Origin of the sequence: Dehalococcoides sp. THU4 (assembly GCF_043231265.1) — a bacterium.
Lineage (GTDB): Bacteria > Chloroflexota > Dehalococcoidia > Dehalococcoidales > Dehalococcoidaceae > Dehalococcoides > Dehalococcoides mccartyi.
Genome location: NZ_CP171266.1, coordinates 1,392,960 through 1,410,638 on the forward strand (window position 1 = coordinate 1,392,960; position 17,679 = coordinate 1,410,638).

Here is a 17,679-nt window from a genome sequence, read left to right on the forward strand (position 1 = left end):
ATGAGGTGGAATATGACCGATGAAACCGGCAAATCAGCCAAAGAATCCGCTGAAGAATATTTAAAAGTTACCCGTATAGCCTTAAAACAAGCTGAAGACCAGGCCAGGGCAGCCAAAAAAGCGGCTGAAAATGCGGCCAAAGACTCTCAGTCTGCTATAGATAAGGCCGATGCCGCTGCCAAACAGTATCAGGACAGTATGGAAAAATATACCGTCCTGTATGCTCAAAAAGCCGAAGAGGCCAGCCGCCGTTCTGAGGAAATGATAGCCAAATATACCGACCTGTTTGAAAAAGCCATAAAACGGGCAGACGACACCAGCCGCTGGGCAAAGGACAACTGCGAAGAGGCAGTGCGCCAGACCAAAGAAGCCATGCTTCGGATAGAAGATGCCACCCGCTCTGCCAAACAGTCTGCTTTAGACAGCACCCGCACCGCCAAGGAGATGAGCGAGGAATGCATACGTGCCTCCCGGGATGCCGTTTCCCAGTCTGATGAAACTATAGATATGCTGAAAAAAACCGCTGATGTGTCGGTAAGGGCTTCCGAATCTGCCCTGCTCAAAATGCAGGAAAACGGTGCCCGGATACGTGAAAATGTAGATACTAATGTAAAAAATGCCACCAAAGCTATAGCCGAAATGAACCAGCTCAGCCAGAACTCTTCGGCAGAAGTTTCAGCGCTTATAAACAGGCTTCAAGAGGAAATCCGCAAAGCCGAGGCCATGAATGCCCAGATGAAAAATCTGGTAGATTCCTCCAACGCTCATCTTAAAGAAACTGTAACCAGGGTTGAGGAAGTTCAGCAAAACACCGTTCAGGCCGTAAAGCAGATACAGGAAACTTCCCGCAAGGCCGCCGATGATGCCAAAGCAGCTTCTACCAAGGCTATTGAGGCCAGCTGCAAAGCTGCCCAGGAAGTCTCCCAAACCTGGATTGGTGTATTTAAAGAGTTTATCGGCAGTGTGGATACCTCAAAACAGATTATTGCCGCAGTTACCAAGCAGACAGCCGAAAAGCTGGATGCGGTAGCCAACGAACCGCCTGCCACCCGCCCGGCAATCTCACCCCGCCCTCCCCGCCAGATGCAGGCCGTAACACCTGAAGCCGTAAAAGCCGATGGCATAGCTGATGATACTGATGAACAAACCGAAGTTTCATCAGAGGAAAACCCCTATTACTCCGAACCGGAAGAAAAGAATAACCGGGCAGACTTCCCGGCCAAAGAAGTAAACGAGGCTACCCAGAACCGTCTGGAGTATCTGGCCAAAATGTATGCTGCCAATAAGGCCCGCCGTGATAATGAGCCGGGCTCTAAAAACGCAGAAGATGACGATTAAACTTCCGGCTTAAAATAAACCTGTATGCCAAGAGCCGTACTTTTAAAAGTACGGCTCTTTTTTATCAGAAATATAAGAGGGAATAAACCCTATCAGTCCAGCAGGGAGGGTATGCTCCCAAAAGCGTCTTCTACATTGAACCCCTGTGACAGACGCTTGTCCAGGGAAATAAAGCGGATAGTGCGGTCAAAATAATCCATAACCTTTTTGGGGCTGGAAATCTCTGACATAATCACCGTCACGCCCATATTGTCTCCCCGCGGGTAATCGCCGCTGCGGATAATGGCATGTTTGGCGTTATCCCTCAGGGTGGCTGAAAGCTCCTTGATAATATCTATACTCATCTTGTTGGGGTGAGCCGACAGCAGATACAAAGCCCGCCTGGCGTCTTCGGGGCGGCATTTCAAAGAAAGCTCGGCAATGGCGTCTTCCATAGCCTGAGCCCCCTTTTGGGTTTCGGCATGTTTGCCTCTGAAATCCAGCCGGAAGGGCAGGAATGAACTGGCAATTTTGCTGTGGCCGATAACCGTCCAGCCGGACAGGGTCTGGATAATATCACCGGCATCCAGCACCTTTGAACCGATATAACGGGGGTTAGTTTCCTCACCGGCGGAGAGTATATTGTAAAAAGGCTCTACGAAACGATAGTTTATCTTGCTGAAATTATCACTTATAGAAGAGGCATCACGCACATAACGCTGATTATCCGCCAGTATTACGGCATCCGCCACCCCGTAGGCAGACTTTAAACAGGTGCCTACATTATAAATAGTCCGCTCTTCGGTAGTTTCCTCGTAATTAAAGGGCAGAACAATCATATTGTAAACAGGTTTATCCACAAACCGTTCTTTTATCATCTTGGTCAGCACCGCAATCGCCCCTGAGCCGGTACCGCCGGATGCACCCGCTATCAGCAAAAAGGCATCGGTATCCTGCAGCAGGCGGGTTTCGCGGATACTGTCCAGTATTTTATCCCCGTCTTCACGCGCCAGCTGGGCTCCCAGCTCATTCAGTTTACCCACGCCATGCCCGCTGGTCTTGCGGCTGCCGATAAGAATACGGTGTTTATAATCCGCCTTTATATGCACCAAACCGGACAGGTCAGCAATGTCGGTATTTACCGCCAGGACATTTGAAACTATGCTGATGCCGCGCTGACGTCTGGCGTTTTTACCTAACAGGGCAAACTGGTCAGCAATACGCCCGCCGCACTGGCCACAGCCTATGACCATTAATTTCACTTTTTCACCTGCTTTTCAGCAAAAAATCCAAAAACCTTTAAAAGTTTAACTGCTAAGATAGCAATAGTCAATCCAAAGCCTGCCGGTTTATGACATCTCAAGCTGTTTTCTTGATTTTTCAGCCTCAAAACCAGATAATGTTTTTAATATAAAAAGCTGGGCTGATACGATTTTATGCTAGTTGAGCTTCGGGTAAAAAATTTCGGCATTATTGAGGATATCACCTGGTCACCCGGTGAAGGTCTTAATGTCATTACGGGTGAAACCGGAGCCGGAAAGTCACTGGTCATAGATGCGGTGGAAAGCCTGCTTTCGGGGCGTATTGGTGATGAACAAATCCGCCATCAGGCCAGCGAAGCCAGTCTGGAGGGAGTGTTTTATTTAAACCCCGCCAGCCGCCTGAAAATAGCCGCCATGCTGGCCGAAAACGGGCTGGAACTGGAAGATGACAGCCTTATTATCCGTCTTGAGTCAAAACTGGCCGGCCGCAGTGTGCTAAGGTTAAACGGCAGCGCCATAAGCCGCTCGGTCTTAAGCCGCCTCTGCCCCTATCTTATTGATATACACGGCCAAAGTGAACACCTTTCCCTGCTTAATAAATCTTTCCATCTGGATATGCTGGACGGTTATGCCCATACTGCCGGTGAACGCACCGAGTTTGCCCGTCTGGCAGGTGAGCTTACCTGTCTGCAAAGGCAGCTGTCCGAACTGGAAAAGACCAACCGCGAAGCCATCCGCCAGCAGGAGTTTCTGCGTTTTCAGGCAGATGAAATAGAAGCGGCCAATCTTGCCGAAGGCGAAGAGGAAAACCTGCTTTCCAAAAGGCAGGTCATGGCCTCCGCCGAAAAGCTGAAAACCCTGACCCACCAGTCACTGGAGTATCTATGCAGCAGCCAAAGCGGAGGGGCCCTGGCAGATTTAAACCAGGCTATGCAGTCCCTCAGGAAGATTTCCGAAATAGATGCCTCACTAAAGGAAACGGCAGACGAGGTGGAAAACGCTTATTTCAGCCTTGAGGAAAACTGCCGCTCAGTCCAGAACTATAACCGGGGGCTTGATTTTAACCCCGCGGAACTGGAAGATATTGAAAACCGTCTGGCACTCATCCACAGTCTGGAAAGGAAATACGGGCGGGATATCCCCCAGATACTGGCTTTTCTGGCTAAAACCAAAGCCGAGCTGGATAGCATAACCAGCTATGCCGAAAAAACAGATAAACTAAGCGGGGCTATCACCGAATTAAAAAACCGCCTCGGAGCTATGGCATCAGGATTAAGCAAACACCGCAAAGAAGCCGCCCTTAGTCTTGAAAAAGCAGTACAGGCCGAACTGGCGGACCTTAACATGGGGCAGGTAATATTTAAAGTAAATTTTCAAACCCAGTCTGATGAAAACGGGCTGCCGGTTGGCGGGCAGATGCTTGGCTTTACCTCAAGCGGCACAGACATTGTGGAGTTTTTTGTAAGCACCAACCCCGGCGAGCCTCTCCGCCCGCTTAACAAAATAGCCTCTACCGGTGAAATATCACGCATTACTCTGGCTTTAAAAAGCGCTGCTTCACGGCTGGACGATATACCGGTGATGATATTTGATGAAATTGATATAGGGGTGGGCGGACGCTCCGGAGACATGCTGGGGCGGAAGCTCTGGAAACTTTCACAGGGGCATCAGCTGATAAGCGTTTCCCACCTGCCCCAGATAGCCGCATATGCCGACCATCACTTTTATGTATCAAAAACCGAACTTAACGGCCGGATAAACAGCCGGATTGCACGCCTGGATAATGAAGAACACCTTGCCGAACTTTCGGTAATGCTATCAGGCAACCAGACAGGCGAAAAATCACTGGAAAACGCCCGCGAACTCCTGAAAAAAGCTTCTTTATTCAAGGAAACCAGCCCCGAACAACCCGAACTGAATATGCCCCCAAGCGGAAAGTAACCATGCCCAGGCATATCTTAATAGCACTTATTTTTACCATTTTATTCTGGTCATCAGCCTTTGCCGCCATACGGGTAAGCCTGGCAGACTACAGTCCGTCCCACCTGGCACTCCTGCGTTTCCTGGTGGCATCTCTGGCTTTGGTCATATACGCCCTGATAACCCGGATGCGCCTGCCGGACAAACGGGATTTACCGGCAATATTTCTGCTGGGGCTGATAGGCATAAGCCTGTATCACTTTGCCCTCAACTACGGCGAAAAAACCGTAACTGCCGGCGCCGCCAGCCTCATTATTGCATCTGCCCCAATATTTAGTGTTTTGCTGGCCAGATTTTTCTACAAAGATAAACTCACTCCGGCTGGCTGGCTGGGCATACTCCTCAGCTTCGGGGGAATTGCAGTAATCACTCTGGGCGAAGGCCAAACCCTCAGCTTTGAACCCCACGCCTTCTGGGTACTGCTGGCTGCCCTCTTTACCAGCATTTACATAGTATTTCAAAGACCCCTGCTCAAAAAATACAGCGGGTTTGAGTTTTCCACCTATGCCATCTGGGCGGGAACCCTGCTGCTTATGGTAGGCGCACCCGGTCTTTTAAAGGAAATATCCGCAGCCCCTGCCTCATCTACCTTGGCGGTAGTTTATCTGGGTATATTCCCTACCGCCATATCTTACCTTTTATACAGCTACGCCCTGTCCAAAGCCCGCATCTCACAGGTAATCAGCTTTTTATACCTGAACCCTGTTTTTGCCATAGGTATAGCCTTTTTGTGGCTGGGGGAAATACCTGCCCCAATCAGCCTGCTGGGCGGTCTTTTGGCACTGGCGGGGGTCATACTGGTCAACCGTTACGGCCACTACCGCTGATATTTTTAAATCAATTTTGACATACCATTTACATACCTCCTCCATAATATCTCCACACCTGGCCTGTATAGTTAATACATAACAACTCAAGGAGGTTAGAGAAATGAAAAAAGGTCTAAAAGTCTTAATCATTGTGGGGGTAGTAGCTGCCCTCTCCGCCCTGTTCCTGTTTTCCACTGTTTCAGCTGCCGGTCAGAACCGCAGCTTTGCCGGTGATTGTAACGGAACAGTGCTTAGTCTGCTAAACATGACCCAGGCAGAGCTACAGGCGGAACACCAAAGCGGTAAAACCCTGGCGGAAATCGCCGCCGGACAGGGCATCACTACCGATGCGCTGGTAAATGCCCTGATGGAACAGCACAGGGCCTCAGTGCAGGCTATGGTAAATACGGGTCAAATCACCCAGGAGCAGGCTGCTTACCGCCTGCAGATAATGGAACAGAATGTTCTCCGCATGGTCAACCAGACTGGCGGTGCCGGAAATGGTGTCTGTGACGGAACCGGTATCGGCAGCGGTGCAGGCTTGGGCAACGGCGCCTGTGACGGCAGCGGCCCTATAAGCGGTGCCGGTGATGGAACCGGGATTAGCGCCGGAAGCAGCAACGGCATCTGTGACGGAACCGGGATTGGTAGCGGTGCCGGACAAAGAGGCGGCAGATAAGTCTGCCGGGGGCTGTGCAATATTATGCCGGTAAAGATGGGGGCAGGCCCTAAAAGCCTGCCCCTTGCCGTTTGGCAGTTTACATTATAATATGAGAAGAATATGTCGAAGAAAATACTGATAGCCGATGATGAGAAGAAAATAGCTGAAATCCTTAAAGCCTATCTTGAACGCGAAGGCTTTAAGGTGAGCGTTACTTATAATGGCAAAGAGGCCCTGGCAAAATTCCGTGAAGAGAACCCCGACCTGATAATACTTGACCTGATGCTGCCCGAAATATCCGGCTGGGATGTCTGCCGTGAAATCCGCAAGGAAAGCCGCGTGCCTATAATCATGCTTACCGCCCGGGATGAACTTACCGACAAGCTGATAGGGCTGGAAATAGGGGCGGATGACTATATGACCAAACCCTTTGAGGCTAAAGAACTGGTAGCCCGCGCCAAAGTCCAGCTGAGGCGGTCTGAACACACCCCTGCTTCCGAGCCGGTACTGGTTATTGACCGCCTGGAAATAGATACAGAACGGCGTTTGGTAAAAATGGACGGGGAGAATATAGACCTGACCGCTACCGAATTTGATATACTGGCAAATCTGGCCGCAAGCCCGGGGCGGGTTTTCTCCCGTATGCAAATACTGGACAAATTGGGTGAGGCTTACGAAGGCTATGAACGCACTATAGACAGCCACATTAAAAATCTGCGTAAAAAAATAGAGCCCGACCCCGAATCCCCGGCCTATATCCTGACCGTACACGGGGTAGGTTACAAAATGAAAGACAAAGGATAAAAGAGCGTGTCCCGCTTAAGCTATAAAATTTTCGGTGCCCTGCTGCTGACTGTTTTGCTGTCGGTGGGTCTTACTTCGTTTGCCGCCAACCAGCTGACCGCCAGCCAGTTCCGCCAGTATATTATCCGGGGGAATACCGAATTTATAACCAGCGTGGAAAGTGCACTGGGCACATATTATGCCCAATATCAAGGCTGGGATAACGTAAATGGTGTGCTTATCCAGCTGCTGGGCAGTAACGGCGGGCGTTTAGTATTAAGCGATGCCAGCGGGCTGATAGTAGCTGACACCCAAAACAAATGGATAGGCTACCAGGCAGACGAATACAGCCTGTCAAACGGTACTTTGATAAGCATTTCGGGTACAGATGCAGGCTATCTATACTGGATTGGCAGCCAGGGCAGCGGCTCCGGCAGCGGTTACGGTAAAGGAATGCAGAGCGGGCAGAACAATAGCGGTAATGCCGCCGCTGGCATAATCAGCGAATCCCAGCAGCAACTGCTGGATGAAATGAACAGGTCTATCTGGCTGTCCGGGGGCTTAGCCGGTCTGGCGGCCCTGGGTCTGGGGCTGCTGCTGGCCAGCCAGATTATCCGTCCGCTTAAAGCCCTCAGCCGGAGTGCCAGACAGATTGCCGGGGGAGAGCTTTCCCAGCGGGTAAAAGTAGACTCCCGTGACGAACTGGGCGAACTGGCTGAAAGCTTCAACCACATGGCCCAAAGCCTGGAAACCAACGAACAGTCACGCCAGAGACTACTGGCTGATATTGCCCATGAACTTCGTACCCCGCTTACAGTTATTGAGGGGACAGTGGACGGAATACTGGACGGGGTATTTGAGGCTGATGCCCAGCACCTTACCACTATCAAAGAAGAATCCGCCACCCTTACCCGCCTTATAAAGGACCTCCGGGATATATCTCTGGCTGAATCCGGCAAACTCAAGCTGGAAATGACCCAGGTGGATATCGCAGACATTATCCGCCGTCAGGCCAAACAGGCATCTATACTGGCCAAAGACAAATCTATTGCCCTATTCAGCGATATTCCCGCTAATCTATCTACCGTTACGGGTGATGCCACCCGCTTAAACCAGATAACAGCCAACCTGCTCAGTAATGCCCTGCGGCACACACCTGCCGGCGGGCAAATCAGCCTCAGCCTGAAAAACATGCTTTACCGGGATAAACCCGGGATTATGGTATCCATAACTGACAACGGAGAGGGGATACCGCCGGCAGACTTACCCCATATTTTTGACCGCTTTTACCGGGTAAATACGTCCAGAGCCCGAAGCGAAGGCGGCAGCGGGCTTGGTCTGGCTATTGTAAAAGAGATGGCAGAAGCCCACGGCGGTTATGTCTGGGCCGAAAGCTTACTTGGGAAAGGCAGCACCTTTAACTACTGGCTGCCTGCCAGCCATACCTGATATCCCAACTTGAAAAAACGCCTGATAATCTGAAAACTCCCCCTTTCCTCCGGGCAGCTATGTAAACTGCAAATACTGTTCTACACAACCTGGGATGCGGCTGTCTGCCGGACTAACATCTATATACTCAACTTTATTTACCCCATTTATCCCCCTATTTTGAGTAATTAGGGTATAATGGGAAAAATTAAGTGGGAGCATATCTTGATGAGTATAGAAATACAGTTTTTAGGGGCAGCCCGAAATGTTACCGGCTCAAGATATCTGATTAAAACAGACCATACCCAGTTGCTGGTGGATTGCGGGCTTTATCAGGAACGGCGGCTGCAAGACCGGAACTGGCAGCCTTTTGAGATACCCCCCCAAAGCTTAAGTGCTGTAATCATCAGCCATGCCCATATTGACCACTGCGGTTTGCTGCCAAAGCTGGTAAAGGAAGGTTTTGCCGGGCAGGTTTTTGCCACAGAAGCCACCGCAGAAATTGCCCGTATCTCCCTGGCAGATGCCGGTAAACTTCAGGAAGAAGATGCCGCTTTTAAAAAGAAACGCCATGAACGCGAAGGCCGCAAAACCAAGTATCCCGAAATACCCCTTTACACCGCCGAAGACGCCAGAGCCGTATCTCCCCTTTTTAAAACAGTGGAATACAGCCGGGAAACAGCCGTAGCAGAAGATATCACTGCCACATTTCATAATGCCGGGCATGTTTTCGGTTCGGCCAGCATAGAGCTGAAAATACAGGAAAACCACCAGCAGAAAGTGATAGTTTTTTCAGGTGATTTGGGAAACTGGGACAGACCGATTTTGAAAAACCCTGACCTTGTAAATCAGGCAGATTACGTGGTCATAGAGTCCACTTACGGAGACCGCACCCACCAGGACATAAATGAGGCTTCCCTGAAACTGGCCGAGATAATAAACCAGACTGTTCAACTGGGCGGGAATATCGTTATTCCCAGTTTCGCTCTGGAACGCACTCAGGACCTGCTGTTTTTCCTTAACCGCTTTATGTCAGAGGGCAAAATACCCCGCTTGAAAGTTTTTGTAGACAGCCCCATGGCTATCAGCATTACTAAAATATTTAAAGAACACCCGGAACTGTATGACCGCGAAACCAGCGGTTGGGTGAACAACGGAAGCTCCCCGTTTGAATTTGAAGGTCTTTACTTTACCAACAAAGCGGCGGATTCTAAAGCCATTCTGGCTGAAAAATACCCCTGCATAATTATAGCCGGTTCGGGTATGTGTACCGGCGGCAGGATAAAACACCATCTGGTAAATAACATCAGCCGCCCCGAATCAACTATCCTGTTTGTGGGCTTTCAGGCAACCGGGACTCTGGGCAGGCTGATAACTGACGGAGCAAAAGAAGTACGGATACTTGGCCAGCACTATCCGGTACAAGCCCGCATAGAGGAACTCAGGGCTTTTTCGGCACACGCAGATCAGCCTACCCTGCTGCGCTGGCTGAAGGGGTTTAAAAATAAACCTGAAATGGTATTTGTAACCCATGGCGAGCCGGAAACAAGCACCCGGTTTACAGAAACTATAAAAAATACTTTGGGCTGGCAGGCAAAAGCACCCGAATACCAAGAAAAATTTATTTTAGATTAAAGGCAAATAAAAAACCGCTCTAAGAGCGGCAATCTTTATAAATATGCCCGAACTTGGGGGGTATCCATAAATCTAGGCTTTATTTTCTTCTGCCCCGCCCGGATTGCCGATGCTCAGTATAAGGGCTATCAGGATAAGCCACAAACCCAGCCCTGACATATCAAACCCCTAAGAAAGTTTTGGCAGACCCTTCCGATAACCGATTACGCCTAGGGCTCAGCACACGGCAGGGGACCTGGATGAAATTTAAGCTTTAGCTGCCTCAAACTAAAGCACCCTAGTTTCCCCCGAAAGAGTCTGCCCGAAACTAATATAAACTATAACCGCATTGATAGATATACGTACGTTTACGTAATTACAGAATAAATTATCCCGTAGTTTCCTCAGGCATACTTTTTTCAGATACATCATACATATTTTCCGGGGGGATGATACCCCTTTGCAGGGCGTAACGTAAGAGCTGGGTCTGGTTACGCAAATCCAGCTTACGCATCATATTAGCGCGGTGAACCTCTACGGTGCGGGGTGAGATAAACAGCCTTTCGGCTATTTCGGCACAGGTATGCCCCTGCGCTACCAGATGAAGCACTTCCCGTTCCCGTATGGTTAAAGTTTCATAAGGGTCAAGTGATGTAGCTTCGGCAGATTTTTCCATGTAGGCTTCAATAGCTTTTTCAGACAAGGGGGAACTGAGATACCGATGCCCCTGCACAGCTTCACGGACAGCCCTTACCAGTTCCTCGGAAGTAGAGTCCTTAAGTACATAAGCCCTTGCCCCGGCCCGTAAGGCTTCATGGACATAGGCCTCATTGCCGTACATAGACAGGATAACCACCGCAGTTTTAGGTGAACGCTTGACCACCTGATACGTAACCTCAATACCGCTCATGCCGCCCATCATAAGGTCAGTTACCAGCACCCCCGGCTGCAGGCTTTCAACCAGATTTACCGCTTCAATACCATCTGAGGCTTCTCCCGCAACCTCAAAATCAGCTTCCGCCTCAAGCAAAGCTTTCAGCCCGTGCCTCACAATCTGGTGGTCATCTGCCAGCACTATACTTATCATGGTTCGCCTCCGTTAATCCTGTCCCGTTCTTCATTCAAAGGAAGTTCAACTATGATATGAGTTCCCTCACCCGGTTTGGATTCTATATCCAGCTTACCGCCGAGGAAACGCACCCGTTCCTTCATACCTTTCAGCCCGCTGGACATACCTGTAGCCCGCTGGGCAGGGTTAAACCCCTTGCCCTTATCCTGGATTACCAGCGCCAGCTGGTTTTTATCCGCCTTGGCCCGTACCAGCACATTATCAACCCCTGCATAGCGCACAACATTAGTCAGGGCTTCCTGAATAATACGGTATACAGCCGTACCCAGCTGGGGAGAAAACTTGCGTTTGAGACCGGCATGCTGGAAATTTACGTTTATACCTGTTTGGCTGGTAAAGCGGTCAAAATACCAGAGCAAAGCCGGCAAAAGCCCCAGGTCATCTAACATCCGCGGGCGCAAATCAAGTGACATATTTCTGACACTGCTGATAAGTTCGCTAACCAGCGGCTGGGCTTCAGCCAGCAGTTCTTCGGTCTTATCCGGCGGACTATCTTTTGCCTTGTCCAGCATAAGCTTCAAAACCGTAAGGGACTGCCCTATCTGGTCGTGCAGTTCCCGGGCGATAATAGACCGCTCTTCCTCCTGCAGCTCAACCAGCCGCTGGGAAAGAGTATGCAGTTCGTATTCGGCAGCCTTGCGTTCGCTTATGTCACGTGAAACCCCAAGTATACCTAAAAAGTGGTGGTTTTCATCATACAGGGGGCGCATCAGTGTCTCGGTCAAGATTACTTTGCCGTCCTGGCGTTTTACATCCAGTTCCAGCGGATTCACAATAAGCTCCGAACCGCTTTTGCGTACCTGCTGGTACACATACAGCAGTTTCTCATAAGATTCGGGGGTGAATACCATGGAAATATGTTTGCCCAGTATATCTTCAGGATAATAATTCAGCAGGCGGATAGTAGACGGGGAAAGGTAACTGATATTCAAGTGCCCATCAATAGTCCAGACAAATGCTACCATATTATCTGCCAGCAGACGATACCGCCTTTCGCTGTCCCGCAGGGCTTCCTCGGCCATTTTATGCTCGGTAATATCCTGAATAGTTCCCAGTACCCTCTGCGGAACCCCGGTATCACTCAGGGTGATTTCCGCCAGTTCATGCACATACCGCAAGTGTCCGTCAGGGCGTATTATCCGGTGCTGGATATTTAGTCTTGAACCGGAAACTACCGCCTTTTGGGCCTCACTGCGCAGCATATCCCTATCCTCAGGGTGGACTATTTCCATAATCTGCTTAAAACCGGGAAGCCCGTCTTCAGAGCGTAACCCCAGTATATTGTAAACCTCGTCTGACAGTATCATGCTATGCCCCAAAAGGTCATAATCCCAGTTGCCTATATGGGCAATCCTCTCCGCCTGAGCCAGTAAACCAGCCTGATAACGCAAAATAATCCGCTGCATATGGCTGCGCTCGGTGACATCGTGAAAAATAGTCAGTTTAGAAGTAGTGCCGTCAGGATTTTTTATAGGCGTGGCCATAAGCTCATAATCACGCTGGTTATGGGGGGAATGCCAAGCCCACCGGACAGTCTGGCCGTTTAGCACCTCTTTACTTTTGCAATAGCTGCAAGGAATCTGGCGCTCATGAAAATAGTCGTAACATTTCCTGCCGGATATAGGTCCGAACTGAGCCATAAGCGGCGGATTAATATACTCTATCTCATAATCAGCGTCTACAATGTAAACACCGTCCTCCATAGCATCCAGTATCCCCCGCAGTTTATCCCTCTCCAGTTTCAGGGCAGCTTCAGCCTTTTTACGCTCGGTAATATCACGGGCTACCGAAATAACCACAAACCGGTCTCCCAGTTCAAACCGCTGGATATTAAGTTCAACAGGTACAAATGTACCGTCACGGCGCAGATGCCGCTGCTCAAAGATAGCCCGTTCTTCTTCATTCAGCTTCTTAACAGCTTCCGCCACCGATGCATCAAAAGCAGGGTCATCTATCTGGCTGGGAGACATACTAAGCAGTTCTTTACGGCTATACCCAAGCCGCTTGCAAGCCACTTCGTTCACTTCAATAAAGTTACTTTTTTCACCCTCCGGTGTTATGTAGTGAACAAAAACCGCATCTCCGGAACTATTAAACAAAAAGCGGTAACGCTTTTCGCTCTCCTCCAGCATCTGACGGGTCCGGCTGCTCCGAAATGCGATAGCCGCTAAAGACCGAAATGACGAAGCCACCCGGATATCGGATACGTCAAACCCGCCGGGTTTATCAAAAAGAGCCAGCAGACCCACACTCCGCCCGCCAAGACGCACCGGCGTAAAAAGGGCATTTTTTAAATCCCGGCAACTGTCTTTGAATAACTCATTATCTTTATCCAGGGTTAAATCATTTTCCAGTACAGACTTCCCGCTTAAACTGGCCTGCAAAGCCAGACCTCTAAGCAGTATAGATGAAGGGAATTGAAAGTGCTTATTATTGCTATCCGCATAAATAATGCGGCAGACATCACCCTCTATTTGCCCTACAAAACCGCTCTGGCAGGAGGTGATTTTTTTGCAAGAAGAATAAATTGCAACAGCAGCTTCCTGAAGACCGGGGCGCTCCAGTATGGCACGTGATGCCTCCAGCAAAACCGCTGTTTCGTGGATACGCCGCCGAGTTTCCTCAAGCGAATTTTTCAGAGCTATTTCCATATGTTTACGGACAGTGGTTTCCAGCAGGGAAAATACCAGCCCCTGCACCCGCCCGTCAGCACTTTTGATTGGCACTAAACTCCAATCCCAGTATGTGATACCCCTCCATGGCTGGTCAGCATACTCAAAGGGTTTGTCATGGAATTCTACTGATTCGCCGGTTTCAACCGCTTTTCTAAAAATAGCTTCGTTTTCAGCATTTGGAAAAAGAATGAAATGATTGGAACCTATCAATTCTTCTTCTGTATGACCGCAATTTTTTACATAAGCCCGGTTAACTTTTATAAAATTAAAATCCCGGTCCAAAAAAGCCAGCTGGATAGTGGTATTATCCATGATAGATTGCAAAGCATAACTGTTAGACATCATTGCAAAGGCAAGCGCTTTATCCTCTAAAGCAGCCTGACCGGGCAGCCTCTCTTGGGCTAAATTTATATTTTTACACCTGCTTATGTCTGAAACAGTTTTGGAAACTTCTGAAGATGCAGGCAGAGGCTTACTTTCCAAAAAGGCCTGAGATGCCGTAACTGAAAGTAACTGCTCATAACGGCACTGCAATTCCTCAAGTTCGGCTGCCAGCTGGGCTTTGGTCTTGCTAATCTTGGGCATAATCCCCCCAGAAAACCGATTATCCTAATTTTAGGCTATAAGTAAACGGGTAACAAGACATTTTTTAAGCTGATGAATGCACCCGCCCCGGACTGAACGCCAAATCTTCATTTATGATACAATTCCCTCTGCATATGAACGAAATTACACCTGAAATCATTGAAAATGTCTGCCTGGAAAAAGGCGCTAACTCCGGGCTTACCAAAGTAACCCTGACTGACCGTACCCTGGAAATTTTCGGGGGTATTCCAGGAGAAACGGCAGATATCCGCCTTTTTACCCATAAAGCCGGGCGCGGCTATGCTCAGGTAATAAAAGTGCATACCCCCTCTGCCGAAAGGGTCACTCCTGCCTGCCCGTATTTTGGTGATTGTACCGGCTGCACCTTCCAGCATATAAGCTATCCCCACCAGCTGAAACTAAAGCACCAGATTATCTTGGCCGAATTTGAAAAAGCAGGGCTGGACGGCACTTATATCTCAGAGGTAATACCCTCGGCAGCCGAATATGGCTACCGCAATCATGCCCGTTTTTCCATATATCACGCCAAGCTGGGTTTTGTAAACCGGTTTTCACGCCGCCATATACAGGTAGACCACTGCCGTATAATGAACTCCGGCATAAATAAAGTGCTGTCAGAACTGCAAGATAAATGCGGAGAGACCCGCCAGCTTTCCATCCGCCACGCAAGCAATAAAAACAGCTATCTTATCCAGCCTAAACTGACAAAAGCCGATATAAGCATTGAAAGCGGGCAGAAAGAGTACCATGACCTGCTGCTGGGGCATGATTTTTGCATATCTGCCGCTTCGTTTTTTCAGGTAAACAACCCCCAGGCCGAAAAAATGGTCGGACTCATAAAAAAACACCTGAACCTTAGCGGTGGGGAAACGCTGGTAGATGCCTATGCCGGAGTGGGTACATTTGCAGTCCTGCTCAGCCCTGACTGCAACAGGGTAATAGCCATTGAGGAATCTGCCGCCGCCATCAAGGATGCCCGCCTGAATATTGCGGGCATAGATAATATTGAACTTATCCAGTCTAAAACAGAGGACGTTATCAGCCAGTTTCAGGGGCAAATGGACGCACTTATACTTGACCCGTCACGCAGCGGAGCCCACCCGTCTGTCTTAGCCAGCATATGCCAAAACCCACCCCGTAATCTGGTATATGTGGCTTGTGACCCGTCTTCACTGGCCAGAGACCTCAAAATACTGCTTGGCGGCCCGTTTGAACTTTCACAGGTAATACCGGTGGATATGTTCCCCCAGACTTACCATGTGGAGACGGTAGTATTGATAACGAAGAAAAAATAACGAGTGCGTGAAAAGCCTAGTAATACTGGGCTTTTTGCGTATCTGTGATATAATTCTATTGTGTGAAAAATGGAAAATTATAGCTTTGCGGGAATATGTCCACGGAAGCGGATTTGATAGTTAAGTGGTCAGTTTAGATGTAAGAGCTTGATGAAACAGCAGATTAGATGTATGACGTTCACGACAGAACGGTTTAGATGTTTTTCGGATTTTTAGAGGTTGAGAGAGCGAGTTAGATGTAAGAAACGATTATTGTAATAGTGTGCCGTTAGGCTCAAAGAGATTTGCTTATTGTGAGAGAGTAGCATAAATAAAATGCATTTAAAAAGGGGGAGAGTTAAATGCCAATGTATTTAAAAAGAGATACGATCCGATTATTAGAGGCTAGTGTGAACTCAATAAGCATGGCGGTTACTTCACTGGGTTTACCACAAAGATATGAACTTCGTGAAGCAGCTTCTGAAAATGCTATTGCAATTGGGTTGGCAGGTGTTTCAGTAGAACTTGCGATGAGTTCAATTATTGTACAAGCACAAGGAGAACAAGCATTGTGCCTCCCTTCTGGTTATTATAAAACGGGAACTCATATTGTTGATGATTTTAAAGCTCTTATTAATTCACAAATTCCCAAAATGCTTTTTTTTGACACAAGGAATCAAGAATCCAACAGAGCATATTGCTACAATCATACAACTTTCCTCGAAATTCAAATTACTTACAAAATCCCGTGCAGGGGGATTGCACGCTGGGAAAGGGCCATCTAGGGATGTTTGTATAGCATGCGTTAATGATGTTATTTGTTTTTTAAACCTACTTGGCGAATCATCTAGAATAAAACCGTATACAGAAACAGTTCCACATATTATTGAGATGCCAAAAAGTTATGAATTGATCATCGATGACTTAATCGGAAAAATAGATAAATCTGTCTCGGATATTGATAAAGCAAATGCACTCGCATCAGTCTACCTTGTTATTCCAGAATTACCAAAAGAAGAACCAGAGTGGCTTCAAGCTTTTGATAGGCTTATGATTACACCCAAAAGCAATGATATTGCTTTTTTAATTAACACGCTTCAAAATTCAAAATATGCTTCACTTGTTAAAGTCGCAAAATCAAGTACTGCTATACCTGTTACTGTTCAAAAAGGAAATCCGGCTGCACTACCGATTGAGCCGCAGTATTTAAAAAAGTCTTTTTCGGATATACGAGACCGGTGGTACGCTGATAGGGGGACAGCAAATGGTAGGTTAGATCAACGACAATTTGATCCCCCTCCGATTGAGTCTGTTTATGAGATATTTGCATTTCAGTTTCACGTTCTGCAAATTACAAACAGCGAGGATGAATTGCTTACTGCTGCGGATACATGGCCGCTTGTGGCAGCTAGCTTAAACTATCCTGGAACTTTAGGCCCATATTGGTATTTTGTGAGAAAAACATCTGATTTAGGTCAGATGGAAAATTACATAGCAAAAGCAGTAAAATATGGAGGGCAAACACTCAGGACGGGATTTAAAGAATTTAAACCGAGTTTTGATGCTATAAGGAAAGGTAAACCTTTATCTAAAACTGAAAAATATGTAAATAGACTACTAAGTGAATATGAGCAAGCAGGTAATAAGAGAGAGTCTCTTTTAAAATTGAGCAATAGATATGAAAAGAAGGAAAAAGAGTTATGTGCAGAAGCTAGAGCGGATTTGATGCAGGTATTTGATGAGGAGAAATCTGTTGGTAAAATGCTTGTCAGATTAGCTGAAAATGAATATACTTTTTCAAATGAAAGTAGTAGAACATATTGGGCTCGCACATTATGTGAGGCTGCTTCGGAAATAGAAGATGCCCAAGGACTTTTAGCAATTCTTAAATCTCCAGAATTATCAGTAGCATATACAGCAGCAAGAAAAGCTTTCAGGATTATAGACTTTATAAACTATGGCCCTAAAATTGAATAATTTACATGGCATAAAAAAATATAGCTAAAGTGAATTAAACTTGTCTGTTAAGGTCACCCACGAGAATAATAAACTTATTTGGCGCATCGTATTAAATACTTAAATATTTAGTTGATTTCCTGCGGATTAATTATAGTTGTTTCCGCAAAGTACTCATTATGTAA

At 47.8% G+C, this 17,679-nt stretch carries 13 protein-coding genes; 10 read left to right on the forward strand and 3 right to left on the reverse strand.

The genetic code is table 11. The features are described from left to right. Positions 1-12: 12 nt before the first annotated feature. Complete coding sequence (locus ACE6F3_RS07495; protein ID WP_279115518.1) at positions 13-1,338, forward strand: ATPase; 1,326 nt, start codon at positions 13-15, stop codon at positions 1,336-1,338. Positions 1,339-1,430: 92 nt separating this feature from the next. Here the strand turns inward: ACE6F3_RS07495 and ACE6F3_RS07500 are convergent, their stop codons facing one another. Then, positions 1,431-2,570 (reverse strand): tubulin/FtsZ family protein, encoded by a 1,140-nt coding sequence (locus ACE6F3_RS07500; RefSeq protein ID WP_010936748.1) that lies wholly within the window; start codon positions 2,568-2,570, stop codon positions 1,431-1,433. Positions 2,571-2,753: 183 nt separating this feature from the next. Here ACE6F3_RS07500 and recN point away from each other — a divergent pair, with 183 nt between their 5' ends. From recN to ACE6F3_RS07530, 6 genes are all read left to right on the forward strand, one after another. Beyond that, positions 2,754-4,520 (forward strand): DNA repair protein RecN, encoded by a 1,767-nt coding sequence (gene recN / locus ACE6F3_RS07505; RefSeq protein WP_279115517.1) that lies wholly within the window; start codon positions 2,754-2,756, stop codon positions 4,518-4,520. Positions 4,521-4,522: 2 nt separating this feature from the next. Further along, entirely contained in the window at positions 4,523-5,386 is an 864-nt protein-coding gene (locus ACE6F3_RS07510) for a DMT family transporter (RefSeq protein ID WP_279115515.1), read from the forward strand. Between the two features lie 103 nt (positions 5,387-5,489). Further along, positions 5,490-6,047: a hypothetical protein gene (locus ACE6F3_RS07515; protein WP_279115514.1), complete on the forward strand. Its 558-nt coding sequence runs from the start codon at positions 5,490-5,492 to the stop codon at positions 6,045-6,047. Positions 6,048-6,149: 102 nt separating this feature from the next. After that, a complete protein-coding gene (locus tag ACE6F3_RS07520) occupies positions 6,150-6,833 on the forward strand; it encodes a response regulator transcription factor (protein WP_041342452.1) in 684 nt (227 codons plus the stop codon). A 6-nt stretch (positions 6,834-6,839) separates the two neighbouring features. Beyond that, on the forward strand, positions 6,840-8,261 hold the full coding sequence (locus ACE6F3_RS07525) for an ATP-binding protein (protein ID WP_279115512.1): 1,422 nt from the start codon (positions 6,840-6,842) through the stop codon (positions 8,259-8,261). 207 nt (positions 8,262-8,468) lie between these two features. Further along, positions 8,469-9,875: an MBL fold metallo-hydrolase RNA specificity domain-containing protein gene (locus ACE6F3_RS07530; protein ID WP_279115510.1), complete on the forward strand. Its 1,407-nt coding sequence runs from the start codon at positions 8,469-8,471 to the stop codon at positions 9,873-9,875. A gap of 367 nt (positions 9,876-10,242) precedes the next feature. Here ACE6F3_RS07530 and ACE6F3_RS07535 read toward each other — a convergent pair whose 3' ends face one another. Together ACE6F3_RS07535 and ACE6F3_RS07540 are read right to left on the reverse strand one after the other, a co-directional pair. Continuing rightward, positions 10,243-10,941 (reverse strand): response regulator transcription factor, encoded by a 699-nt coding sequence (locus ACE6F3_RS07535; RefSeq protein ID WP_279115509.1) that lies wholly within the window; start codon positions 10,939-10,941, stop codon positions 10,243-10,245. After that, positions 10,938-14,243: a PAS domain S-box protein gene (locus ACE6F3_RS07540; RefSeq protein WP_279115508.1), complete on the reverse strand. Its 3,306-nt coding sequence runs from the start codon at positions 14,241-14,243 to the stop codon at positions 10,938-10,940. The genes ACE6F3_RS07535 and ACE6F3_RS07540 overlap by 4 nt, the downstream gene beginning before the upstream one ends. A 134-nt stretch (positions 14,244-14,377) precedes the next feature. On the opposite strand from ACE6F3_RS07540, the gene ACE6F3_RS07545 reads away from it, so the two are divergent. From ACE6F3_RS07545 to ACE6F3_RS07555, 3 genes are all read left to right on the forward strand, one after another. Beyond that, complete coding sequence (locus tag ACE6F3_RS07545) at positions 14,378-15,559, forward strand: class I SAM-dependent RNA methyltransferase (RefSeq protein WP_392654716.1); 1,182 nt, start codon at positions 14,378-14,380, stop codon at positions 15,557-15,559. 341 nt (positions 15,560-15,900) lie between these two features. Further along, positions 15,901-16,323 carry a hypothetical protein gene (locus ACE6F3_RS07550; protein ID WP_278532789.1) on the forward strand — a complete coding sequence of 141 codons (423 nt, stop codon included), beginning with the start codon at positions 15,901-15,903 and terminating at the stop codon, positions 16,321-16,323. Beyond that, complete coding sequence (locus ACE6F3_RS07555) at positions 16,298-17,515, forward strand: hypothetical protein (RefSeq protein WP_278532788.1); 1,218 nt, start codon at positions 16,298-16,300, stop codon at positions 17,513-17,515. The genes ACE6F3_RS07550 and ACE6F3_RS07555 overlap by 26 nt, the downstream gene beginning before the upstream one ends. Positions 17,516-17,679 lie beyond the last annotated feature (164 nt).